Raw genomic sequence first — 23,518 nt, 5'->3', positions numbered from 1 at the left:
CCGCGGGACGTCACTCCCACTCGATGGTGCCCGGCGGCTTGCTCGTCACGTCGAGCACCACGCGGTTGACCTCACGCACCTCGTTGGTGATGCGCGTCGAGATGACCGACAGCACGTCGTAGGGCAGGCGGGTCCAGTCCGCCGTCATCGCGTCCTCGGACGAGACCGGGCGCAGCACGATCGGGTGCCCGTAGGTGCGGCCGTCGCCCTGGACTCCGACGGAGCGGACGTCGGCGAGCAGTACCACGGGGCACTGCCAGATCTCATTGTCCAGACCCGCCTTGGTCAGCTCCTCGCGCGCGATGGCGTCGGCGCGGCGCAGGATCTCCAGGCGCTCGGCGGTGATCTCGCCGACGATGCGGATGCCCAGGCCCGGGCCGGGGAACGGCTGGCGCGAGACGATCTCCTCGGGCACGCCCAGCTCGCGGCCCACCGCGCGGACCTCGTCCTTGAACAGGGTGCGCAGCGGCTCCACCAGGGAGAAGTCGAGGTCGTCGGGCAGGCCGCCCACGTTGTGGTGGCTCTTGATGTTGGCCGCGCCCTCGCCGCCGCCGGACTCCACGACGTCCGGGTACAGCGTGCCCTGCACGAGGAACTTGACCTCCTCGCCGTGCTCGCCTGCCTCGGCCACGATGTCCCGCTGCGCGTCCTCGAACACGCGGATGAACTCGCGGCCGATGATCTTGCGCTTGGTCTCCGGGTCGCTGACGCCGGCGAGCGCCGTCAGGAAGCGCTCCTTCTCGTCGCGGACGATGAGGCGGACGCCGGTCGAGGCGACGAAGTCGTTCTTGATCTGCTCGACCTCACCTTCCCGCATGAGGCCGTGGTCCACGTGCACGCAGGTGAGCTGGTCGCCCACGGCCTGCTGCACGAGCGCGGCGGCCACGGCAGAGTCGACGCCGCCGGACAGCGCGCAGATGACGCGCGCGTCGCCGATCTGCGCCTTGATGGCGGCGACCTGGTCGGTGATGACGTTGCCGGGTGTCCAGTCGGGCGCCAGCCCGGCGCCGTCGTACAGGAAGTGCTCCAACACCGTCTGGCCGTGCGCCGAGTGCCGCACCTCGGGGTGCCACTGGACACCGAACAGGCGGCGGCGGGTGTCCTCGAAGGCGGCGACGGGCGAGCCGTCCGACGTCGCGAGCACCTCGAAGCCGACCGGCGCCCGGTGCACGGCGTCGCCGTGGCTCATCCAGGCGGTCTGGTGCTCGGGGGTGTCGGCGAGCAGCACGCCCGACGAGCAGACCTCGACCTCCGTGCCGCCGAACTCGCTCAGCCCGGTCTGCGTGACCTCGCCGCCGAGCGCCTGCGCCATGGCCTGGAACCCGTAGCAGATGCCCATGACCGGCACGCCGGCCTCGAACAGCTTGGGGTCCACGAACGGGGCGCCCGCCGCGTACACGGAGGACGGGCCGCCGGACAGGATGATGGCCGCCGGGTCCTTGGCGAGCATCTGCTCGACGGTGAACGTGTGCGGCACGATCTCCGAGTACACCTTGGCCTCGCGCACACGGCGCGCGATCAGCTGAGCGTACTGCGCGCCGAAGTCGACGACGATGACCGGGCGGGGGGTCTGCGGCTGGTTCTCAGGGGCAGTGGACGACACCCGGCAAGTCTAAGTGCCTGACGGCGGCCCGGCGCTCCGCACCAGAGTTATGTGCCGCACTCACCACTCGGCTGACTCACCACTCCGCCAACTCACCACTCGGCGAACGAGCCGTCGTCGTGCCGCCAGACGGGGTTGCGCCACCGGTGCCCCTCGACGGCCCGTTCGCGGACGTAGTCCTCGTTGACCTCGATGCCGAGGCCTGGTCCCAGCGGGATCGCGACGGCTCCGTCGTCGTAGGCGAAGACACCCGGGTCGACGAGGTAGTCCAGCAGGTCGTTCGCCTTGTTGTAGTGGATGCCCAGGCTCTGCTCCTGGAGCACCGCGTTGTACGCGACGGCGTCGAGCTGCAGGCACGCGGCCAGCGCGATCGGGCCGAGCGGGCAGTGCGGGGCGACGGCGATGTCGTAGGCCTCGGCCATCGCGGCGATCTTGCGGACCTCCGTGATGCCGCCCGCGTGGGAGAGGTCGGGCTGGATGATGTCGACGACGCCCGAGGTGATGACGTCCTTGAAGTCCCAGCGGGAGTAGAGCCGTTCCCCGAGGGCGATCGGCGTGGCCGAGCTCCGCAGCACGTCGGCGATCCCGTCGACGTGCTCGGACAGCACCGGCTCCTCGACGAACATCAGGTGGTAGGGCGCCAGTGCCTCGAGGAGCACCCGCGCCATGGGCCGGTGCACCCGCCCGTGGAAGTCGACGCCGATGCCGATGTTCGGCCCCACGGCCTCGCGGACCGCCGCGACGTTGGCGACCACCTTCTCCACCTTGTCGTGCGAGTCCAGGTACTGCAGCTCTTCCGGGCCGTTCATCTTGACCGCGGAGAAGCCACGCTCGACGGCGGCCTTCGCCTGGGCCGCGGTCTCGGCGGGACGGTCGCCGCCGATCCACGAGTAGACCTTGATCCGGTCGCGCACGCGGCCGCCCAGCAGGTCGTGCACCGGTACCCCGAGCGCCTTGCCCTTGATGTCCCAGAGCGCCTGGTCGATGCCGGCCAGCGCGCTCATGTGGATGCCGCCGCCGCGGTAGAACCCCGACCGGTACAGAACGGTCCAGTGCTCCTCGATCCGGCGGGGGTCCTTGCCGATCAGGTAGTCGGACAGCTCCTCGACGACGGCGGCCACGCTGGCCGCCCGCCCCTCAAGTACGGGCTCGCCCCAGCCGACAATCCCTTGATCGGTCTCGACCCTGAGAAAGAGCCACCGAGGCGGAACGGCGAACGTACTCATCGAGGTGATCTTCAAGTTGTGCTCATCTCCATCGGTTGTCGGCAGGCGAGATCTCAGCGCCAGATCTCCACCAGTCGGATCGCGCGGGCGGCCACCGTTTCCGGGGCGTCGCCCGGGCGGTAGAGGGACGTGCCGATGCCGGCGCCCGAGGCGCCCGCACGCGCCCAGTCGGCGAGGTTCGTCGTGTCGACGCCGCCGACCGGGACGAGGCCCGTGCCGGGCGGCAGCACACTTGCCCAGGCCCGCAGACCGTCGACGCCGACCACGGTGCTGGGGAAGAGCTTGATCGCGCGCGCCCCGGCGTCCAGCGCCGCGAACGCCTCGGTCGGCGTCGCCGCCCCGGGGTAGCTCTCCAGGCCGAGCCGCACCGTCTCCATCACGACGTCGGCCCGGGTGTTCGGCGAGACGATGAGCGACGCCCCGGCGTCGGCGGCGCGGAGCACGTCGTCCGGGGTGAGCACTGTGCCCGCCCCGACGCGGCGCGCGGCCGGCCCGGCCGCCCGGATCCGGCGGATCGACTCCAGCGGGTCCGGGGAGTTCAGCGGCACCTCGACGGCGTCGAACCCGGCCTCGAAGATCGCCTCCGCCACGGCGACGGCGTCGGCTGGCGTCACCCCGCGAAGGATGGCGATCAGGCCGGTGGAACGAGCATTCATGCGAGCTGCTCCTGGGCGGGGTCGAGCGAGGCCAGGCCGGCATTGAGGGCGACGTGCCAAAGGCCGCGGGCGGTGGCATCCTCGCCGACGACGCGGACCGTCACGCCGGACCGTTCTAGCGCGAGGCGATAGCGGTGAGTCGTAGCCGGCAGCCCGCACAGGGCGACGACGTCGGCCGGGTCGCCCCGCAGCGCGTGCCGCACCTCGGCGCCGATCAGCAGCCCGGACAGGTAGTCGGCCACCTGGTGTCCGGCCAGGCGGCCGGCCAGCACAAGAGTGCGTGCCGTGAACAGCAGAGCCGGCAGCCCGCGCTCGTCCCCCTGCTCGGCCTCGGCCTCCAGCCCCCAGATGAAGGCATCCGACGCCTCGGTCCCTGCCTCGCCGTCCGCGAGGCGGGCGAGGATGCTGTCCCGCATCAGGAGGCCGTAGAGCTCGCCGGTCATGGCGGTGGTGAAGCCCGCTACGCAGCTGCCGTTGAGCCGCACCCACTTGGAGTGCGTGCCGGGCAGCACGACGGTCCGACGGCGGTCGGGTGTCGCCTGGTGCGCGCCCAGCTCCTGGTGCTCGGCAGCGGTCGCGGCCAGTGCCCCGACGAGCTGCACCTCCTCGCCCCGCATGACGTCCGGGTAGGCGCCGGTGGCACGTAGCCCGGGGACGAGGTGGACCACGGAGTCACCCGCGGGCACCACCGTCAGCCGGTAGGCGAGGCCGCTGAGCTCCGCCGGCACGTCCAGGTAGCCGGCCTCGGCCCAGCCGAGGTTCGATCCCGCCATCCCGGAGCACAGCACGGGGACGCCGGGGTGCTCGTCAAGCCAGACCCGGCACAGCCGCGAGAACGTCGCCTCGAACATGGCGGCCCGCCCTCGGGCCGAGTCGGCTCGCTCCGACAGCGTGAGCGCTCCGTCCGCCGACCGGACCTCGTCGAGGACCGCGCCCGTGCCGTCCAGGAGCCACGCGCGGAACGTCGTCGAACCCCAGTCGACGGCGATCAGTGCGGAGTCACGCCTCGGTGCACCATCTGCCATGCCTCGGACGGTAGAGGCGCCATCCCGATTATCTGAACCCCGTCCCTATTATCGGGATACCATGGCGGGGTGATCACTCCGGCCGACGTCGCCGCTCCCCCGGGCACCCAGACGCTCGCGCGGGGCATCGCCGTTGTCAACGCCGTCGCCCGTGGCCGCACGCGTCTGCGCGACATCGCCGAGGAGACCGGGGTGGGGCGCAGCACCACCCACCGTCTGCTCCAGCTGCTCTTGGCCACCGGCTACCTACGGCAGCTCGACGACGGCGCCTACGCGCTCGGGCCCGCCCTCATCGAGCTCGGCTACCAGGCGCTGCAGGAGAACCCGGTGACCGGGGTCGCGGCACCGGTACTGCGCGCGCTCGCCGAGCGTGTGCACGACACCGTGCACCTCGCCATCGAGGACCGGGGGCAGGTGCTCTACCTCGACAAGATCCCCGGGACGCGGGGGGCGGTGATGCGCTCGCAGATCGGGCACCGCATGCCGCTGACCCGGACCGGGATCGGCAAGGCGCTGCTCCTGGACGGCCCGGGGCGCTGGCGCGAGCGGTTCCTCGCCGAACGGCCGGCGGGTGCCGACGACGGCCTGGCGCGGGACGTGCTCACCGCCGACGCGTTCGTGCAGGTCATGGAGGTTTCCACAGGCCGAGGGGTGACCTTCGACCTGGAGGAGAACGAGCCGGGCATCCTCTGCGTCGCCGCCCCGGTGCGCGACACCTCGGGCGCGATAGTCGCCGCGATCAGCGTCACGGCGACCCGCCCCTACATGCCGCCGGAACGCCTAGAAACGCTCGCGCCGGTGGTGCAAGACGCCGCGGACCGAATCTCGGCGGCCCTGGGCTGGCGCCCGCACCAGCACTTCTGAGATCGGCAGTTGGCACCACCAGGTCGGCAGTTGGCACCGAGATCGGCACAGGGCTGTACCGATCTCGGTGCCAACTGCCGAACCCGCCGTGTGCCAGCCGCCACCGACCGCCGCGTGCCGAACTACTCGTGCTGCCAGCTGTGCCAGAGCTTCGCGTAGTCGCCGCCCGCCGCGACCAGGTCGTCGTGCGGGCCGATCTCCGTGATTCGGCCGCCGTCGAGCACCGCCACGCGGTCGGCGTCGTGCGCCGTGTGCAAGCGGTGCGCGATGGCGACCACCGTGCGCCCCTCGAGCACCGCGTTGAGCGAGCGCTCCAGGTGCCGGGCCGCGCGCGGGTCGAGCAAGGAGGTCGCCTCGTCGAGGACGAGCGTGTGCGGGTCGAGCAGCACGAGCCGCGCGAGGGCGACTTGCTGCGCCTGCGCCGGCGTGAGCTTGTACCCACCGGAGCCGACCTCCGTGGCCAGGCCGTCGTCGAGCGCCTCCACCCAGCCGTGCGCGTCCACGGCGCGCAGGGCGTCCAGCAGCTCCGCGTCGTCCGCCTCGATCTTGGCGAGCCGCAGGTTCTCCGCCAGCGATCCCACAAACACGTGGTGCTCCTGGGTCACGAGCGCCACGTGCTTGCGCAGGTCCGCCAGCGGCAGGTCCACCAGCGGCACGCCGCCGACCTTCACCGTGCCGCCGGTGGGCGGGTGGATGCCGGCCAGCATGCGGCCGAGGGTGGACTTTCCGGAGCCCGACGGCCCGACGACGGCCAGCCGCTCCCCCACCCTCAGGTCGAGGTCGATGCCGTGCAGCACGTCCGTGCCCTCGCGGTACGCATAACGCACGTCGGCACCGCGCACCTCCTCGTCGCTTGGCACGGCGTCGCCCGCGGTGCGGTCCATCGGCACGAGCCGGATTCCGATGATGCGGGACAGCGACGTGGCGGCCACCTGGATCTCGTCCAGCCAGAAGATGAGCTCCCAGACCGGGCCCTGCAGCTGGTACGTGTACATGACGATGGTGGCGACCATGCCGATGGTCACGGTGCCCTCGGAGGCCAGGAACCCGCCCCACAGGAGCACCGAGAGCGGCGCGACCATGAATGCGAAGTCGACACCCGGGAACAGCACGGACCGCAGGTTCAGCGTCCCGCGCTCGGCCTGGAACGCCTCGTGCAGGTCATCGTCGCCGCGTGCGGTGCGACGCCGGCCGATCTTGAGCGCGTCGATGGTGCGTGCGCCCTCGACGGACTCGGTGACCGTGCCGTCGAGCTGCGCGTATGCCGCCGACTCCCGCTGGTAGGCGGGTGTAGCCCGTTTCAGGTACCAGCGAGCCACCACGATGAGCAGCGGCACGCCGATGAACATCGCGATCGCCACCAGCGGCGCCACCACAAGGCTCATCACGGCGGTCAGCACGAGCGTCACCACCGCGATCACCAGCCGCGGCACGCCGAAGCGGACCGCGTTCTGGATGCGGCTGACGTCGCGTGTGGTGCGTGCGATGAGATCGCCGGTCCCGGCGGTCTCCACCGTGGACAGCGGCAGGGCCGTGATGGTGTCGATGAACTCCTCGCGAATGTCGGCGAACACCGTCTCGCCGAAGATCATGGCGCGGCGCTGCGCGATCCGGGTGATCAGCGTCTGCACCAGGATCGCGGCGACGGCCACGAGCACCAGGTTCCGCGCCACGTCGAGCGTGGTGCCCTCGGTGACGGCGTCGACCAGCTTGCCCAGCACGAACGGGCCGACCAGGCCGGCCAGCGCCGCCACCGTGTTCGCCACCGTGATGACGACCAGGGGCGCCTTGTGCCGCCCGAGCAGCCTTCGCGTGTACCGCCAGGTCTCGGCGGCGTCGGCGATCGGCAGGATCTTTCCCGTGCTCATGCCGTACCTCCTTCCTGTGCGTTGGTTGCGGCCAGCAGCTCGTCGAGCTCGTTGTCCAGCCCTGGGTCGAGGTCGTCGTCCAGCGAGCGGCCCACCACCCGCCGGTAGCGGGCTGCCTCGCGCCCGCCCTCGGCGTTCGTGGGCAGGTCCAGCAGCTCGCGGTGTGTCCCGTGCGTGACCACGCTCCCCTTGTCCAGGAAGATCACGTCGTCCACGTGGTCGAGCACGAGCGGGCTCGCGGTGACGATCAGGGTGGTCCTGCCCTTGCGCCACTCGGTGAGCCGCTGCGCGATGCGCGCCTCGGTGTGGGCATCGACCGCCGAGGTGGGCTCGATCAGCACCAGGATCTCGGGATCGGTGAGCAGCGCCCGGGCGAGCGCCACCCGCTGCCGCTGCCCACCGGACAATGAGCGCCCCTTCTCCGGGATCTCGCCCTCGATGCCGTCCGGCAGCGACTCCAGCACGTCGTGCGCGTCGGCGATGTGCATGGCACGCAGGAGCGCTTCCGCGGTCGCGGAGTCCCGCACGTCGAGCTCGCCCGCGAGCCGGCCAGAGAACAGGGAGGGGGTCGCGTCCGCGACCACTATCCGGTCCCGCAGCTCGTACTTGTCGAGATCGCTCAACCGGACGCCGCCGAGCAGGACCGGGGTGCCGGTCTCCGCCTCGTCGTCGAACCGGCCCATCCGGATCGCTACCTGCGCCGACTCGTCCGGGTCCGCGCTGACCAGCGCGACTACCCGGCCCGACGGGAGCGTGACGCCCGTCGTCTCGTCGACCAGCGAGACGTCCGCCGGCGGCATGGTCGCGGTCGGCTGCTCGGCGCCCGTGGCGGGCACTACCTGCAGCACCTTGACCACCTTGCCCGCCGCGACGTGCGCCTTGGTGACTACGTTGACCGACTGCACCAGCAGGTGCACCGGCCACGACAGGAACGCCGCGTACCCGTAGAACGCGACGAGCTGGCCCGTGGTGATCCGCCCGGCGATGGCCTCCGCCGCGCCGAGGTAGACGATCAGCGCGATGAACAGCCCGGGCAGCAGGACCTGCAGGGCGTCCAGCACCGACTGCGTGCCCGCGACGTCGACACCGGCCTGGCGGACCTTCTGCGACTGGGCCCGGTACCGGCCGGTGAAGACCTTCTCGCCGCCGATGCCGCGCAGGATCCGCAGGCCCGAGACGGTGTCCGCGCCGAGCGTCGTGAGCCGCCCCTGCGCGTCCCGCTGGTTCTTCTGGTGCTTCTGCAGCGGCTTGACCAGCAGGGCGAGGATCGCGGCGACCACGGGCAGGCCGAGCGCGATGACAAGCCCCAGCGTGACCGACTGGTCGAACATCAGCACGACCACGATGCCGTAGGTGACGACGCTGCCGATGGTCTGCGCGGCGATGCCGAAGACCTCGCCGATCCGCATCGTGTCGTTGGCGACCGACGACACCACCTCACCGGTGGGGAGCTCCTTGGTGATGTTGTGCCCCGACCGCGCCACGGTTCGTGTCACCAGCTGGGACGTGCGGAATGCGGCGTGCATCCAGGCCGTGATGTCCCACCGGTGCCCGATCGTGTTCGAGGCGATCAAGACGAGGCCGACGCCCAGCATGATGCCGGCCCAGGTCAACGTGGTGCGGTCGAGGCCGGACGCGCTCGCGCTGTCGATGATCCGGCCCACCAGGAACGGCTGGAAGGCGCTGCACGAGAATCCGACCACACCGAAGAAGATGGCCACGAGCAGCACCCGGACCTGCTTCCGGGCAAGCCACAGGAGCAGGGTGAGGGGCCCGCGCAGCGGCGGGGTGCCGGGATCGGCAAAGGGGAGGGTGCGCACGACAACCACCGTACGGACGACCACTGACATTGATCCAAGCTTTATCCCGGCGGCAGACCTGCAGCCCACGCGCGGCCCACGAGCGCCACCCGTGCGGCCGATACCATCCCCGACAAGGCATATCCTCGATCCTTGTGAGTACCCCGCAGACCGCTCCCGAGATCTCCGCCGAGGCGGCCGCCGCCGCGATCCGCAAGGCGCGCGCCGCGATGGCCCGCTACCGCTTCATGGCGATCCTGACCGGTGTCATGCTGCTGATCCTCTGCGTCGAGCTGGGCATCAAGTACGGCCTCGGCGCACTGACCGACGTCGAGGGTGTGATGCCGTTCATCGCGTGGGTGCCGTTCGCGCACGGCTGGATCTACGTGGCGTACCTGGTCACCGTCGCCGACCTGTGGTCCAAGATGCGCTGGGGCTTCGGCCGCCTGATCACGATGGTGCTCGCCGGTGTGGTCCCGGTGATGTCGTTCGTGCTGGAGAAGAAGATCCACGGTGAGGCCGACGCGAAGCTCGCCGCGCTCGAAGAGCGTTACCTGTCCTGACTCGGACGCCCGAGACGCCCGGACGGGACGCGACCGGCACCTGGTTCAATGCAGGCGTGAACGCCCACGCTTTCGACGCCCTGACCGCCGACCGTCTCCGCGCGAACGGCAGCCTCAAGTGGACGGGCTTCCCCGACACGATCGGGGCCTGGGTCGCCGAGATGGACTTCCCGGTGGCGCCGCCGATCTCCGCCGCGCTGCACGACGCCGTCGACCGCAACCTGCTGGGCTACCTTCCCCGGCCCCTGATCACGGGCATGTCCGAGGCGTACACGCAGTTCGCCGCCGACCGCTACGCCTGGTCGGTGGACCCGGCGCGGGTGCGTCCGGTCTCCGACGTGCTCACGGCGCTGGAGCACACCATCCGGCACTTCTCGCGTCCCGGTTCGCCGGTGATCGTGCCCACGCCGTCGTACATGCCGTTCCAGACCCTGCCCGCCGAGCTGGGCCGCGAGCTCATCCAGGTCCCCATGCAGCGTGACGGCGACGGCCGCTACACCTACGACCTCGACGCACTCGACGCCGCGTTCCGCGCGGGCGGGGACCTGCTGGTGCTGTGCAACCCGCACAACCCGATCGGCCGGGTCCTGGAGCCCGACGAGATGCTGGCCGTCGCCGAGGTCGTCGACCGCCACGGCGGGCGCGTCTTCGCAGACGAGATCCACGCCGCGTTGGTCTACCCGGGCCACCGGCACGTCCCGTACGCGTCCCTGAACGAGACGACGGCGGGCCACACCGTCACCGGCACGTCCGCATCGAAGGCGTGGAACCTGCCCGGCCTGAAGTGCGCGCAGGTGGTCCTGTCCAACGACGCGGACGTGAAGCTCTGGAACGAGTCGGGGGCCGACCGCATCGAGGAGGGCGCGTCCACCCTGGGGGCGCTGGCCAACCAGGTCGCCTACACGGCGGGCCGCGACTGGCTGGACGACGTCCTCGGTTACCTGCACGGCAACGTCACCCGGCTGGCCGAGCTGCTCGACGGGACGGGGATCGGCTACCGCGCGCCCGAGGGGACGTACCTGACCTGGCTGGACTGCCGGGACCTCGACCTGCCCGGCGACCTGCCGCGCGGACCGGCGGGCACCTCCGCGTACTTCTTGGAGCACGCGGGCGTCGCCCTGGTCGACGGCGCGGAGTGCGGCGAGGCGGGCCGAGGCTTCGTCCGCCTGAATGCGGCCCTCCCCCGCCCAATCCTGGAGCAGGCGGTCACCCAGATACGGGCGGCCCTCAAGGCCTGACCCTCCTCTTTGAGCCCCAGGTTTCTCCGCTTTCGGGCCCCTCAAAGGGGAGAAACCTAGGGCTCGAAATGAAGGTCACCCCGCCGGGAGGCCAGCGATTCCAGTTCCAGCGTCCGTGGGGGCGCCGCCCCGGCGTCCGCCGGCCATCTCGTCGCGGACCAAGCGGATCCACAGGAGCACGGCGAACCCCCCGAACACCCACCACTGCAGCGCGTAGAAGATGTTCTGCAGGTTCGCGCCCGTGCCGCCGTCGATGGTGGGGCGCGGCAGGGCCGCGACTCCCCCGTCCTCCGGGGTGCCCGGGCCCGACGTCGCCACGAGGTAGCCCGTGTAGATCGGCCCGCCCCACACGTTGACGAGCGCGCTGAGCGCGATCTGCTCGGTCTGCCCGTCCACCACGGCGGCGCTGCCCGACGTCGACTCCCCCACCTGCAGCCAGCCCGTCAGCGTGACCTCGCCCTCGGGCAGGGGGAGCGCCTCGGCGTCGGCGGGGGCGGCGACCCAGCCCCGGACCACCGCGAGCACGGGGGCGCCGGAGAGGTCGGCCCAGGACTCGCCGCCCGTGCCGTCGTCGGACACCCGGAACGGAGTCAGGACGAGGTAGCCGGTCTGCTCCTCCAGGACCCGGCCGGGAACCACCAGCGAGCCGGCGGGCTCGAACTCGCCGACCACCCGGACCTCGCGGCCCACGAGCTCGCCGGGAAAGCTCTGCTGCGGTGCGAGCACATCGCCCAGCCAGGAGGGGCCCGCCGCGACGGCCTCGGCCGCCTCCTGCTGCGCGGCGAGCTCCGCCCGCTCGTACGCCCGGTCGAGCTGCCAGGCGCCGAGCCGTCCGCACACGAACGCGGCCAGCACGAACACCAGCAGCAGGCCGATCATCCGGGGTTGCCGGGCGACCTGCAGGAAGGTGCGGCGCGCGGGGGGTGCACCGGCGTCGGGCGCCGTCGGCGTGGATGTGCTGGGGGCGCTGACAGGCATAGCCTCAACGGTAACCGCCCGCGGACATGTCGCGTACCCAATGGTTCTGCGTTCGAATGAAGTTGGGACGGACGAACCGAACAGGCGACAACCCGGCATAGATCCCGCACGTAACTCGCAGTAGGAGCGTGAGCGATGACCACGACAGCAGCCCCCGACTCGCCGACCACCGCGTGGCCCGCCACCGGCGTCGCCCGACTGGAACCCGCGGACCTGGAGCGGATCCATGCGTGGTGGCGGGCCGCCAACTACCTCTCGGTCGGCCAGATCTACCTTCTTGACAACCCGCTCCTGCGCGAGCCCCTCACCCCCGACCACGTGAAGCCGCGCCTGCTGGGCCACTGGGGCACCACGCCGGGCCTGAACTTCCTGTACGCGCACCTGAACCGCGCCATCAAGGAGCGGCAGCAGCCGACGGTCTATGTCACGGGCCCGGGCCACGGCGGGCCTGGCCTGGTCGCCTCGGCGTACCTGGACGGCACCTACTCCGAGATCTACAGCGACATCACGCAGGACACGGAGGGCGTGCAGCGCCTGTTCCGGCAGTTCTCGTTCCCGGGCGGTATCCCGAGCCACGTCGCGCCGGAGACGCCGGGGTCGATCCATGAGGGCGGCGAGCTCGGCTACTCCCTGAGCCACGCCTACGGCGCGGCCTTCGACAACCCAGACCTGCTGGTCGCGGCAGTCGTGGGCGACGGCGAGGCGGAGACCGGCCCGCTGGCGACGTCCTGGCACTCGAACAAGTTCCTCAACCCGGCCCAGGACGGCGTGGTGCTGCCGATCCTGCACCTCAACGGCTACAAGATCGCCAACCCGACGGTCCTGGCGCGCATCCCGCAGCACGAGCTGCGCGACCTCATGGTCGGCTACGGGCACAAGCCCTACTTCTTCGACGGCGGGTACGACGAGGCCGAGCCGCCCATCGACACGCATCGCCGGTTCGCGGCACTGCTCGACGAGGTGCTCGACGAGATCGCCGCGATCAAGGCGCGGGCTGCCACCGGAGACCTCAGCCGGCCCGTGTGGCCGATGATCGTGTTCCGCACCCCCAAGGGCTGGAGCGGCCCGGCGGAGATCGACGGCAAGAAGACGACGGGTTCGTGGCGCGCGCACCAGGTGCCGCTCGCGAACGCCCGGGACACACCCGAGCACCTGGCCGTGCTCGAGAACTGGCTCAAGTCCTACCGCCCGGAGGAGCTGTTCGACGACGACGGGCGTGTGCTGCCGAAGATCACCCAGCTGGCGCCGGAGGGCGAGCTGCGGATGAGCGCCACCCCGCACGCCAACGGCGGGCTGCTGCTCAAGGACCTGCGGCTGCCGGACTTCCGCGAATACGCGGTGGACGTCCCGGCCCCCGGGGCGACGGCGTCCGAGGCGCCGCGCGTGCTGGGCGAGTGGCTCACCGACGTGATCCGGCTGAACCCGAGCAACTTCCGCATCTTCGGCCCGGACGAGACGGCGTCGAACCGCCTGCAGGCCGTGTACGAGGCGACGGACAAGCAGTGGAACGCCGAGTACATCGGGCCGGAGGTGGACGACCACATGGCCCGCGCAGGCCGCGTCATGGAGATGCTCAGCGAGCACCAGGTGCAGGGCTGGCTGGAGGGTTACCTGCTGACCGGCCGGCACGGGCTGCTGACGAGCTACGAGGCGTTCATCCACATCGTCGACTCGATGTTCAACCAGCACGCCAAGTGGCTCAAGGTCACCAACCACATCCCGTGGCGGCGGCCGATCGCGTCGCTGAACTACCTGCTGTCCAGCCACGTGTGGCGGCAGGACCACAACGGGTTCAGCCACCAGGACCCCGGGTTCATCGACCACGTGGTGAACAAGAAGGCCGAGATCGTGCGGGTGTACCTCCCGCCGGACGCCAACACGCTGCTGTCCACCTACGACCACTGCCTGCGCAGCCGGCAGTACGTGAACGTCGTGGTCGCGGGCAAGCAGCCGGCGCCGAACTACCTCGACATGGCGACGGCGATCGAGCACTGCACACGCGGGCTCGGCATCTGGGAGTGGGCGGGCACGGAGGTGGCGGGCGAGCAGCCCGACGTCGTCCTGGGCTGCGCCGGCGACGTGCCGACGATGGAGGTGCTCGCCGCGGCGGACATCCTGCGCCGCGAGCTGCCGGACCTGAAGGTGCGCGTCGTGAACGTCGTCGACCTGATGCGCCTGCAGGACGCGAAGGAGCACCCCCACGGCCTGACGGACACCGAGTTCGACGGCCTGTTCACGAACCACCGGCCGGTCGTGTTCGCGTACCACGGCTACCCATGGCTCATCCACCGCCTCACCTACCGCCGCGCGGGCCACACGGAATGGCACGTGCGCGGCTACAAGGAGGAGGGCACGACGACGACGCCGTTCGACATGGTCATGCTCAACGACCTGGACCGGTACCACCTGGTGATCGACGTCATCGACCGGGTGCCGTCCCTCGGCAGCGCGCAGGCCGGGCTGCGCCAGCGGATGCAGGACGCGCGCCTGCGCGCCCGGGCCTGGACGCGCGAGCACGGCGACGACATCCCGGAGGTGCGCGACTGGGTCTGGCCGGGAGCACGCGAGAGCGGTACCGAGTCTCAGGTAGTCGCGGCTACGCTCGACACCGGCGGAGACAACGAATAGAACCACGGAGCTGAACTTGACCGGCGCAACCCGCAGCATCGTCATTGCATCCCCCGAGGGCGAGAGCGGAAAGTCGACGGTCGCGCTGGGCGTCCTCGACCTGCTCGTCCGCAAGGGCCAGCGGGTCGGGGTGTTCCGGCCGGTCTCGCGCGCGAGCGAGGCCGAGGACACCAGCGGCGAGCGCGACCACGTCCTGGAGCTTCTCCTGGAGCACGACGGCGCCGACATCGGGTACGACGAGGCCATCGGCGTGACCTACGCGGACCTGCACGCCGACCCGGAGGACGCGCTGAGCCGCATCGTGTCGCGGTTCCACGACCTGGCAGCGCGCTGCGACTCGGTGGTGGTGCTCGGCACCGACTACACCGACGTCGCCGGCCCCACCGAGCTCTCGTTCAACGCCCGCATCGCGGCAAACCTGGGCGCGCCCGTGCTGCTCGTGGTCTCTGGCCGCGAGCGCACACCGGAGGATGTGCGCGCCCTGGCCGACGTGAGCCTCGCGGAGCTGGCGGCCCACCACGCACAGGCGGTCGGCCTGGTCGTGAACCGGGCCGACCCGGACGGCGCCGCGGACGTGCGGGCGCTGCTGGCCACGGCCCAGCCCGACGTGCCGGTGTGGACCATCCCCGAGGAGCCGTTCCTGCAGGCCCCGACGGTGGGGCAGCTCCTGGAGGCGGTGGGCGGCAAGCTTGTGCTGGGTGATCCTGAGCTGCTGGGGCGCGAGGCGCTCGACGTGCAGGTGGGCGCCATGAGCTTCGAGCACCTGCTGGAGCGGTTGGTCGACGGCGCCGTCGTCATCACCCCTGGTGACCGCATCGACCTGCTCATCGGCCTGCTCGCGACGCACATGACGCCGTCGTTCCCGTCCCTGGCCGGGATCATCCTGAACGGCGGGTTCTACCCGCAGGGCCGCCCGGCGGAGCTGCTGGAGGCGATGCGGCCCAAGCTGCCGATCATCACCACCGGCCTGGGCACCTACCGCGCGGCCCGCGAGGCCGCGGAGACCCGCGGCCGCGTGGACAAGGACGCGGTGCGCAAGATCGAGATCGCCCGCGCGCTGTTCGAGACCAACGTGGACTCCGCCGCGCTGGCCGCCCGCCTCGACCTGCCGCGGCCGCAGGTCGTCACGCCGCTGATGTTCGAGTACCAGCTCATCGAGCGGGCCCGCGCCGACCGCCGGCACATAGTGCTCCCGGAGGGCAACGACGACCGGATCCTGCGCGCGGCCTCGACAGTGCTGGCCCGGCAGATCGCGGAACTGACGATCCTGGGCGAGGAGGAACCGGTCCGCGCTCGCGCCGCCGAGCTGGGCCTCAACATCGCGGCGGCCCGCGTGCTGTCGACGCACGATCCCGAGCACGTCGAGAAGTTCTCGGACGAGTACACGCGGCTGCGCGCCCACAAGGGCATGACGGTGGAGCGGGCGCGCGAGATAGTCACCGACGTCTCCTACTTCGGCACGATGATGGTGCACCTCGGCCTCGCGGACGGCATGGTCTCGGGCGCGGCCCACTCGACGGCCCACACCATCCGGCCGTCGTTCGAGATCATCAAGACCAAGCCCGGCACGTCGTCCGTGTCGTCGGTCTTCTTCATGTGCCTGGAGGACCGGGTCCTCGTCTACGGCGACTGCGCGGTGATCCCCGACCCGACGTCGGAGGAGCTCGCCGACATCGCGGTCTCGTCGGCGGCCACCGCCCGGCAGTTCGGCGTCGAACCGCGGATCGCGATGCTCTCCTACTCCACCGGCACGTCCGGCACGGGCGCCGACGTCGACAAGGTGCGCACCGCCACGGAGCTGGTCCGCGAGCGCATCGCGCAGGCCAAGATCGAGCTCGACGTCGAAGGCCCCATCCAGTACGACGCCGCCGTGGACGCATCGGTCGCGGCATCCAAGCTGCCGGAGTCCGACGTAGCGGGGCGGGCCACGGTGTTCATCTTCCCCGACCTGAACACGGGCAACAACACGTACAAGGCGGTGCAGCGGTCGGCGGGCGCGGTCGCCGTCGGGCCGGTGCTGCAGGGCCTGAACAAGCCGGTGAACGACCTGTCCCGCGGCGCGCTGGTCCAGGACATAGTGAACACGGTGGCGATCACTGCGATCCAGGCGCAGACCGCTTCGGAGGATCTGCAGGCCGAGCCTGACACCTCGCGGGTCGAGCCTGTCGAGACCAAGGAGTCCGCATGAGCACCGTCCTCGTCCTGAACTCCGGCTCCTCCTCGCTGAAGTACCAGCTCGTCGACCCTGCCTCGGGTGAGGCGGTGGCCGGCGGCATCGTGGAGCGGATCGGCGAGTCCGCCGGTTCCACGACGCACAGGTTCGGCGAGTCCGAGACACACCGCGACCTTCCGGTTCCGGACCACGGCGCGGCCCTACGGCTCGTGCTGGACCTGTTCGACGAGGTGGGTCCGCCGCTGGCCGAGGCGGGCATCGCCGCCGTCGGGCATCGCGTGGTCCACGGCGGAGCCGTGTTCACCACACCCACCCTGGTCGACGACGATGTCCTGGAGGCCGTGCGCGACCTCATCCCGCTGGCCCCGCTGCACAACCCGGCGGCCGTGACGGGCATGGAAGTGGCACGCAAGCTGCTGCCGGACCTGCCGCACGTCGCCGTGTTCGACACCGCGTTCTTCGCCACGCTCCCGCCGGCCGCGTCCACGTACGCGCTGGACCGGAAAGTCGCCGCCGAGCATGGCGTGCGGCGGTACGGCTTCCACGGCACGTCGCACCAGTACGTGTCTTCTGTGGTGGCCGCGCACCCGGCCGTCGTCGCAAAGCTGGCGGCCGAGGGCCGCTCGCCCGACACGCTCCGGCAGGTCGTGCTGCACCTGGGCAACGGCGCGTCGGCGTCGGCGGTGCTGGGTGGGCAGCCGGTCGATACGTCGATGGGGCTGACGCCGTTGGAGGGCCTCGTGATGGGCACCCGTTCGGGAGACGTGGACCCGGGCGTCGTCTTCCATCTGATGCGCGGAGGGATGTCGGGAGCCGACGTCGACACGCTGCTCAACAAGCGTTCCGGCCTGCTGGGTCTGTCCGGGGTGGGTGACATGCGCGAGCTGCGCAAGCTTGTGGAATCGGGTGATCGCGACGCGGGGTTGGCGCTGGAGGTGTACCTGCACCGGCTGCGCAAGTACGTGGGCGCGTACGCGGCCGTGCTGGGCGGGATCGACGTGCTGACGTTCACGGCGGGGGTGGGCGAGAACGACCACCGGATTCGCTCGGGGGTGCTCCGTGACCTGAGGTTCCTGGGGCTCACGATCGACCCGGCGGCGAACGAGGCGCGGTCGCACGAGGCGCGGGTGATCTCGGCGGGTTCGGGGGACGAGTCCCCGCTGGTCATGGTCGTGCCGACCAACGAGGAGCTGGCGATCGCCCGGCAGGCGGCTCGGGTCGCTGAGTCTGTCGCACGACCGGCTGGGTCAGCCGCACGACCAGGCGACTGACTCGGCGGCTGAGCATCCTCGGGTCAGTGGCCTGGTCGGACCACCCGACTGACTCGGCGTAGCCTCCTTTCGTGACGCTTTTCATCGACCCGCCGGCGTGGCCCGCGCACGGGACCCTGTTCTCCCACCTGGTCTCGGACGGGTCGCTGCAGGAGCTGCGCCTCTTCGCCCGCGCGGCACAGGTGCGCGACCGCGCGCTCGACCTCGACCACTACGACGTCCCGGCCGAACGGTACGACGCGCTGGTCGCGGCGGGCGCGGTGCCGGTCGACGGCGGCGACCTGGCTCGGCGTCTGGCGTCGTCGGGCCTGCGCGTCTCGGGCGCCGAGCGGAACCGCGCCAAGCGGGCGGCGCTCCTGACCCGCTGGGACGGCCTGTGGGCCGACCCGGGCCTGGCCCGCGCTGCAGGCGAGGGCCTGGTGGACCGCTGGCGCGAGCCGCACCGGGTTTACCACACGACGCTGCACCTGGCTGCGGCCCTGGATGCGCTGGACGCCGTCGCGGCCGAGAGCCGCGTCTCCGAGCGTGCGCTCTGGCGCGCCCGCCTCGCCCTGTGGTTCCACGACGCGGTGCACGACGGCGTCGCGCAGCAGGACGAGCAACGCTCGGCCGATCTCGTCGCCGAGCTGCTCGGCCCGCTCGCCGGGACGGGGGTGTCCGGCGGCGATATCGACGAGATCGCGCGCCTGGTCATGGTCACCGCGGACCACGATCCGGCGTCCGACGACGTCGTCGGCGGGCTGGTCAGCGACGCCGACCTGGCCGTGCTGGGCGGCAGCGCGGGCGTCTACACGCGGTACACCCACCAGGTCCGCGCCGAGTACTGCGAGGTGCCCGACCCGCTGTTCCGCGCCGGCCGGTCCGAGGTGCTCCGCACGCTCCTGGCCGGCGGTCCCCTGTTCCGCACCGCGCCGGGCGCGGCCCGCTGGCAGGACGCGGCGGAGGCGAACCTCCGCGATGAGCTGGCGCTCCTCGCCGCGTGAAACACGCGGGGCCGCAACGACGCCGATCCGAGGGCCGTGCCGGCGCCACGACTGACCGCGGCACGGTAGCGTTCCGGGCGTGACTCCCCTGAAGGTCGCCGCGGTCGTCGCGGGCGTGCTTGCCGTTGTTTTCACCGTCCCGGTCGCGATCGTCCAGGCCACCGGAAATGTCCGGGTGCGGAGCGACGCGAGCGAGGTCGACAAGGTCGACGCCGTGATCGTGCTCGGGGCCGGGCTTCGCTCCGACGGCACACCGTCGGTCTACCTGCGCCGCCGCGTCGAGGGCGGTGCCGCGCTCTACCGCGCCGGCGTCGCACCCACGGTGATCCTGAGCGGCGACGCGCACGACAACGCCGACGGCACCCGGTACGACGAGCCCGGCTCGATGCGTGCGTGGCTCCTGGACAACGATCTCGGCGTCCCCGACGAAGCCATCGTGCTGGACCGCGAGGGGTTCAACACCACGGCCACCTGCCGCCGCGCCCACGACCTGTTCGACGTGCGCACCGCCGTCGTCGTCACGCAGGACTATCACCTGCGCCGCACCCTCTACTCCTGCGTGGAGGCCGGGCTGGACGCGGTCGGGGTGGGTGTGAGCGCCCAGAGCGTGCAGCCGGTGCGGTGGGCCTGGTGGCACGTGCGGGAACTACCCGCGAGCTGGAAGGCCGCGGTCCGCTCCCTGCCCCGACGCCGCTGACAGCTCACTACTTCTTGGGTGTTACCCACAGGTGGATCGTGCCCTCGACCACCACTGTCCCGTCGGCGAGCTCACCACGCACCCGCACCGGGAGGTCCCGGTCGTCACCGTCCCACTGCGCCTGGTCCGTCTCGGCGGTGCAGGTGACGTCGCCGGTCGACTTCGCGAGGTACGAGACCTCCATGCCCTTCGGCAGCCACCGCTTGTTGTCGGGCACGGTCGCCTCGGCGAGGCAGCCCATGGCCATCTCGAGCCCGTTGCATACGGCGATCGCGTGCACCGTGCCGATGTGGTTGCGGTTGCGCCGCCGGTTGGGCACGACCACGGCGCCGTGGTTCGGACGCATGTCGACCACGCGCGGGGCGATGCTGGCGAAGTAAGGGGCCTTGATCGAGAAGGCAACGGTGAAGATCCGCTTCCCGAGCAGCCCGCCGATCACCGGCAGCGAGTTGGCGGACTTCCAGAGGGCGTGGAGCTGCGTCGTCATGCGGGCGAGCGTACCCGCGCTCAGTGACGACCGTTCACTTCACGCGGCGAGGCACCTTCACCACACGCGGCGCCGCGCCCTCGCCTCACGCCATGCGCAGTCTGCGCATCACATCCAGTGCAGTGGTGAGCACGCGGCTCGGGGTGTCGCCGCCGACGCCGTACAGGTTGTCGAGCGTGGCCCCGAACCGGGCGCCGCGGGACGTCACGACGGTCTGCTGCCGCGTGAGGCCGTCGATCGATGCCGTCCCGTGCCGACCGCCCAGGCCGGAGGCCTTCCAGCCGCCGAGCGGGGCGGAGACGGAGCCCCAGGCGATCGAGTACCCGTCGTTGATCGCCACCGAACCCGTCTCGACCCGCGCGGCCACCCGACGCGCCCGGCCGACGTCCCGGGACCAGACTGCGGCGTGCAGGCCGTACTCCGTGTCGTTCATGACGGCGATGGCCTCCTCGTCGCAGTCGACACGGGTGATGGTGACAACCGGCCCGAAGGTCTCCTCGCGTGCGACCGCAGCCTGCGCCGGGACGTCGTCGAGCACGGTAGGGGCATAGAAGTACGGGCCGACGTCGGCACGGTGCACCCCGCCGGCGAGCACTCGGGCCCCACGGGCCAGGGCGTCGTCGACGTGTGCGGTCACGTTGTCGAGCTGCGCGGCGGAGGTGAGCGAGCCGACCTCGGCCGAGTAGTCCAGAGCCGGCCCGAGGCGGAGGTTCCGTACGGCGCGCACGAACTTCGCCACGAACTCGTCGGCGACCGCCTCGTGCACTACCAGCCGTTCGACGGACACGCACAACTGACCCGCGTTCGAGTAGCAGGCCCGCACAATACCGGGGACTACCGCATCAATGTCGACATCTTCCATCACGTAGAGCGGGTTCTTGCCGCCCAGCGCGAGCATCGAGCCGATGAGCCGTTGGCCCGCCCGCGACGCGACCTTGCGTCCCGTGGCTGTGGACCCGGTGAACGAGATGTGGTCCACGTGCTCGATCAGCGCCTCGCCCACGTCGGGACCGCCCGCGACCACCTGGAACAACCCGGCAGGCAGGCCCGCGTCGTCCAGCGCCTCGGCCGCCCACAGGGCGGTGAGCGTGGCCTGCGGGTCGGGCTTGAGCACTACTGCGTTACCCGCCAGGAGCGCGGGCAGCGCCTCCGAGAGCGCGAGCACCAACGGGTTGCTCCACGAGGCGATCACGCCGACGACGCCGACGGGCCGGCGGTGCACCTGTGCACCGGTGAGCAACGGGACCATGCCCCGGGTCCGGCGGGACCCGAGGTAGCGCTCACCACGCACGGCGTAGTGCCGGGCGACCTGGGCGACGTCCGCGATCTCCTCGAAGGCCGCGCGGCGCGCCTTGCCGGTCTCGAGCTGGATCAGGTCGAGCGCCTCGGACTGCCGCTCCAGCACGATCCGGCCGAGTCGCAGCAGGACGCCGGCGCGGTCGCGCACCGAGAGCCGCGCCCAGCCGCGCTGCGCCAGGCGCGCCCGGACGGTGCACGCGGCGACGTCGTCGGCCGAGGAGATCGGGAAGGTCACGAGCGGAGCACCCGTGAACGGGCACATGGACCGGTGCGTACCGGATCCCTCAGAGGTAGCGATCCGAGCCACGAGCGGGGCCATCACCCCTGGCTCAAGGACAAAAGTCCCCTGCGGAAGCTCAGGGTCGAGCACTCCGCCGACCGCACCACTAGCCGCTGCGTCGGCTGCTGCGTCGTCGATCATGGCGGTCACCCTACGCGCAAAACCCTGCACCACGTATCGATAGGTGTGTGAAACTGACTTTCAGGGAGAGTCTGTCGGGGCTGGTAACGGGCTTGCTGGCAGGCCTCGACGGAGCACCCAGCGGAGCACCTCAGTCGGACTCGACCCAACGCCCGAGCACCGTGCACTCCTGGTCGGCGTAGCCCAGTCGCTCGTAGAAGCTGAGCACGTCCGTGTTGGCGGTCCGCACCATGAGCTGGATCTTGCGTGCGCCGCGCGCGACCAGCCAGGCCTCCGCGGCGACGACGGCCGCCCGGCCCAGGCCAGTGCTCCGCAGCTCGGGCGCTACGGCCACGTAGTAGAGCCAGCCGCGGTGCCCGTCGTGGCCGGCCATCGCGGAAGCGGTCACCCGGCCGTCGGCGCGCGCGACCAGGATGGTCGACGTGTCGCCCGCTCGGGCGTCGGTGATATCGAGGTGCGGGTCGTTCCACGGCCGGGTCAGCCCGCAGGCCCGCCACAGCTCGACGACCTGGTCGACGTCGGCATCGGTGATCTCGACGAACTCACCGTCGGCCGCGGGGGCCGCGGCGAGGACGGGGGCGAGCGGCTTGCCGCCGGTCGTCGCGCTCACCGTGGTTGGTACGGCGACACGACAACCTCGACCCGCTGGAACTCCTTGAGGTCGGAGTAGCCGGTCGTGGCCATGGCGCGCCGGAGGGCACCCACGAGGTTCAGCGTGCCGTCGGCCTGCTTGCCGGGCCCGAAGAGGATCTCCTCGAGCGTGCCCACCGAACCCACCGCGACGCGCTCGCCGCGCGGCAGCTGCGGGTGGTGCGCCTCGGGACCCCAGTGAAAGCCCTGGCCGGGCGCCTCGCCGGCGCGCGCGAGCGCGGCGCCGAGCATGACGGCGTCCGCGCCGCAGGCCACCGCCTTGACGATGTCGCCGGAGTGGCCCACGCCGCCGTCGGCGATGACGTGCACGTAGCGGCCGCCGGACTCGTCGAGGTAATCGCGGCGGGCCGCGGCGACGTCGGCCACCGAGGTGGCCATGGGCGCGTGGATGCCGAGGCTGACCCGCGTGGTGTGGGCGGCACCGCCGCCGAACCCGACCAGCACGCCCGCCGCGCCCGTGCGCATCAGGTGCAGCGCGGCGGTGTACGTCGAGGCGCCGCCGACGACGACCGGGACGTCCAGCTCGTAGATGAACCGCTTGAGGTTGAGCGGCTCGGCATTGCCCGAGACGTGCTCGGCCGAGACCGTGGTGCCGCGGATGACGAACAGGTCGACGCCGGCGTTGACCACCGTCTTGTAGAACTCCTGCGTGCGCTGCGGGGTGAGCGCACCCGCGACCGTCACGCCAGCGGCCCGGATCTCCTTGAGCCGCTGCGTGATCAGCTCGGGCTTGATGGGCTCGGAGTAGATCGCCTGCATGCGGTGCGTCACCTCGCCGGCGGGCAGCGCCGCGATCTCGGCGAGCAGCGGCTCGGGCGACTCGTAGCGGGTCCACAAGCCTTCGAGGTCGAGCACGCCGAGTCCGCCGAACCGGCCCAGCGCGACGGCGCTGTCCGGGCTCATCACGGAGTCCATCGGAGCCGCGACGATCGGCAGGTCGAAGTGGTACGCGTCGATCTGCCAGCCGACCGAGACGTCCTTCGGGTCGCGCGTGCGCCGGGAAGGCACCACCGCGATGTCGTCGAAGGAATAGGCGCGCCGCCCGCGCTTGCCGCGTCCGATCTCGATCTCGTTGCTCACCCGCCAAG

The 23,518-nt window shown here is 71.3% G+C and carries 19 protein-coding genes; 8 read left to right on the top strand and 11 right to left on the bottom strand.

The annotated features are described in order from the left end of the window. Positions 1–10: 10 nt before the first annotated feature. From guaA to AB1046_RS20260, 4 genes are all read right to left on the bottom strand, one after another. Complete coding sequence (gene guaA / locus AB1046_RS20275; RefSeq protein ID WP_369371081.1) at positions 11–1,603, bottom strand: glutamine-hydrolyzing GMP synthase; 1,593 nt, start codon at positions 1,601–1,603, stop codon at positions 11–13. Positions 1,604–1,695: 92 nt separating this feature from the next. Continuing rightward, positions 1,696–2,844: a galactonate dehydratase gene (gene dgoD, locus AB1046_RS20270; protein WP_369371080.1), complete on the bottom strand. Its 1,149-nt coding sequence runs from the start codon at positions 2,842–2,844 to the stop codon at positions 1,696–1,698. Between the two features lie 38 nt (positions 2,845–2,882). Continuing rightward, positions 2,883–3,485: a 2-dehydro-3-deoxy-6-phosphogalactonate aldolase gene (locus AB1046_RS20265; RefSeq protein WP_369371079.1), complete on the bottom strand. Its 603-nt coding sequence runs from the start codon at positions 3,483–3,485 to the stop codon at positions 2,883–2,885. Continuing rightward, a complete protein-coding gene (locus tag AB1046_RS20260) occupies positions 3,482–4,510 on the bottom strand; it encodes a 2-dehydro-3-deoxygalactonokinase (protein ID WP_369371078.1) in 1,029 nt (342 codons plus the stop codon). The genes AB1046_RS20265 and AB1046_RS20260 overlap by 4 nt, the downstream gene beginning before the upstream one ends. Positions 4,511–4,579: 69 nt before the next feature. On the opposite strand from AB1046_RS20260, the gene AB1046_RS20255 reads away from it, so the two are divergent. After that, positions 4,580–5,374, top strand: a complete 795-nt coding sequence (locus tag AB1046_RS20255; protein WP_369371077.1) for an IclR family transcriptional regulator — start codon at positions 4,580–4,582, stop codon at positions 5,372–5,374. A 122-nt stretch (positions 5,375–5,496) separates the two neighbouring features. Here the strand turns inward: AB1046_RS20255 and AB1046_RS20250 are convergent, their stop codons facing one another. Together AB1046_RS20250 and AB1046_RS20245 are read right to left on the bottom strand one after the other, a co-directional pair. Next, positions 5,497–7,242, bottom strand: a complete 1,746-nt coding sequence (locus tag AB1046_RS20250; protein WP_369371076.1) for an ABC transporter ATP-binding protein — start codon at positions 7,240–7,242, stop codon at positions 5,497–5,499. Then, a complete protein-coding gene (locus AB1046_RS20245; RefSeq protein WP_369371075.1) occupies positions 7,239–9,092 on the bottom strand; it encodes an ABC transporter ATP-binding protein in 1,854 nt (617 codons plus the stop codon). The genes AB1046_RS20250 and AB1046_RS20245 overlap by 4 nt, the downstream gene beginning before the upstream one ends. A 104-nt stretch (positions 9,093–9,196) precedes the next feature. On the opposite strand from AB1046_RS20245, the gene AB1046_RS20240 reads away from it, so the two are divergent. Next, positions 9,197–9,604, top strand: coding sequence for a DUF3817 domain-containing protein (locus AB1046_RS20240; RefSeq protein WP_369371074.1), 408 nt, complete (start codon positions 9,197–9,199; stop codon positions 9,602–9,604). A 56-nt stretch (positions 9,605–9,660) separates the two neighbouring features. Beyond that, positions 9,661–10,842 carry a MalY/PatB family protein gene (locus tag AB1046_RS20235; protein WP_369371073.1) on the top strand — a complete coding sequence of 394 codons (1,182 nt, stop codon included), beginning with the start codon at positions 9,661–9,663 and terminating at the stop codon, positions 10,840–10,842. Between the two features lie 75 nt (positions 10,843–10,917). Here AB1046_RS20235 and AB1046_RS20230 read toward each other — a convergent pair whose 3' ends face one another. Next, positions 10,918–11,820, bottom strand: a complete 903-nt coding sequence (locus AB1046_RS20230; protein WP_369371072.1) for an SURF1 family protein — start codon at positions 11,818–11,820, stop codon at positions 10,918–10,920. Between the two features lie 135 nt (positions 11,821–11,955). Here AB1046_RS20230 and AB1046_RS20225 point away from each other — a divergent pair, with 135 nt between their 5' ends. From AB1046_RS20225 to AB1046_RS20205, 5 genes are all read left to right on the top strand, one after another. Then, positions 11,956–14,448 (top strand): phosphoketolase, encoded by a 2,493-nt coding sequence (locus tag AB1046_RS20225; protein ID WP_369371071.1) that lies wholly within the window; start codon positions 11,956–11,958, stop codon positions 14,446–14,448. A 16-nt stretch (positions 14,449–14,464) separates the two neighbouring features. Next, positions 14,465–16,636 (top strand): phosphate acetyltransferase, encoded by a 2,172-nt coding sequence (gene pta / locus AB1046_RS20220; protein ID WP_369371070.1) that lies wholly within the window; start codon positions 14,465–14,467, stop codon positions 16,634–16,636. After that, entirely contained in the window at positions 16,633–17,892 is a 1,260-nt protein-coding gene (locus tag AB1046_RS20215; RefSeq protein WP_369371069.1) for an acetate/propionate family kinase, read from the top strand. Before pta ends, AB1046_RS20215 begins: the two co-directional genes overlap by 4 nt. A gap of 71 nt (positions 17,893–17,963) precedes the next feature. After that, complete coding sequence (locus AB1046_RS20210) at positions 17,964–18,875, top strand: DUF4031 domain-containing protein (protein WP_369371068.1); 912 nt, start codon at positions 17,964–17,966, stop codon at positions 18,873–18,875. Between the two features lie 79 nt (positions 18,876–18,954). Continuing rightward, entirely contained in the window at positions 18,955–19,572 is a 618-nt protein-coding gene (locus AB1046_RS20205) for a vancomycin high temperature exclusion protein (RefSeq protein ID WP_369371067.1), read from the top strand. A gap of 7 nt (positions 19,573–19,579) precedes the next feature. On the opposite strand, the gene AB1046_RS20200 is transcribed toward AB1046_RS20205, so the two are convergent. The 4 genes from AB1046_RS20200 to AB1046_RS20185 all read right to left on the bottom strand — a co-directional run bounded on the left by AB1046_RS20200 (position 19,580) and on the right by AB1046_RS20185 (position 23,510). Then, positions 19,580–20,059: a hotdog fold domain-containing protein gene (locus tag AB1046_RS20200; RefSeq protein WP_369371066.1), complete on the bottom strand. Its 480-nt coding sequence runs from the start codon at positions 20,057–20,059 to the stop codon at positions 19,580–19,582. An 85-nt stretch (positions 20,060–20,144) separates the two neighbouring features. Continuing rightward, a complete protein-coding gene (locus AB1046_RS20195; RefSeq protein ID WP_369371065.1) occupies positions 20,145–21,779 on the bottom strand; it encodes a succinic semialdehyde dehydrogenase in 1,635 nt (544 codons plus the stop codon). Positions 21,780–21,909: 130 nt separating this feature from the next. After that, a complete protein-coding gene (locus tag AB1046_RS20190) occupies positions 21,910–22,389 on the bottom strand; it encodes a GNAT family acetyltransferase (protein ID WP_369371064.1) in 480 nt (159 codons plus the stop codon). Then, positions 22,386–23,510, bottom strand: coding sequence for a GuaB3 family IMP dehydrogenase-related protein (locus AB1046_RS20185; protein WP_369371063.1), 1,125 nt, complete (start codon positions 23,508–23,510; stop codon positions 22,386–22,388). The genes AB1046_RS20190 and AB1046_RS20185 overlap by 4 nt, the downstream gene beginning before the upstream one ends. Positions 23,511–23,518: the final 8 nt, after the last annotated feature.

The organism is Promicromonospora sp. Populi, from assembly GCF_041081105.1.
Classification (GTDB): Bacteria; Actinomycetota; Actinomycetes; order Actinomycetales; family Cellulomonadaceae; genus Promicromonospora.
The sequence above is the reverse complement of the archived record's forward strand: the minus strand, read 5'-3'. Positions and strand labels throughout refer to the sequence as shown.

Coding starts and splice junctions, on each gene's coding strand:
- AB1046_RS20265 (WP_369371079.1), bottom strand. CDS start 3,485: ATGAATGCTCGTTCCACCGGCCTGATCGCCATCCTTCGCGGGGTGACG.
- AB1046_RS20260 (WP_369371078.1), bottom strand. CDS start 4,510: ATGGCAGATGGTGCACCGAGGCGTGACTCCGCACTGATCGCCGTCGAC.
- AB1046_RS20250 (WP_369371076.1), bottom strand. CDS start 7,242: ATGAGCACGGGAAAGATCCTGCCGATCGCCGACGCCGCCGAGACCTGG.
- AB1046_RS20245 (WP_369371075.1), bottom strand. CDS start 9,092: ATGTCAGTGGTCGTCCGTACGGTGGTTGTCGTGCGCACCCTCCCCTTT.
- AB1046_RS20230 (WP_369371072.1), bottom strand. CDS start 11,820: ATGCCTGTCAGCGCCCCCAGCACATCCACGCCGACGGCGCCCGACGCC.
- AB1046_RS20225 (WP_369371071.1), top strand. CDS start 11,956: ATGACCACGACAGCAGCCCCCGACTCGCCGACCACCGCGTGGCCCGCC.
- AB1046_RS20215 (WP_369371069.1), top strand. CDS start 16,633: ATGAGCACCGTCCTCGTCCTGAACTCCGGCTCCTCCTCGCTGAAGTAC.
- AB1046_RS20200 (WP_369371066.1), bottom strand. CDS start 20,059: ATGACGACGCAGCTCCACGCCCTCTGGAAGTCCGCCAACTCGCTGCCG.
- AB1046_RS20195 (WP_369371065.1), bottom strand. CDS start 21,779: ATGATCGACGACGCAGCAGCCGACGCAGCGGCTAGTGGTGCGGTCGGC.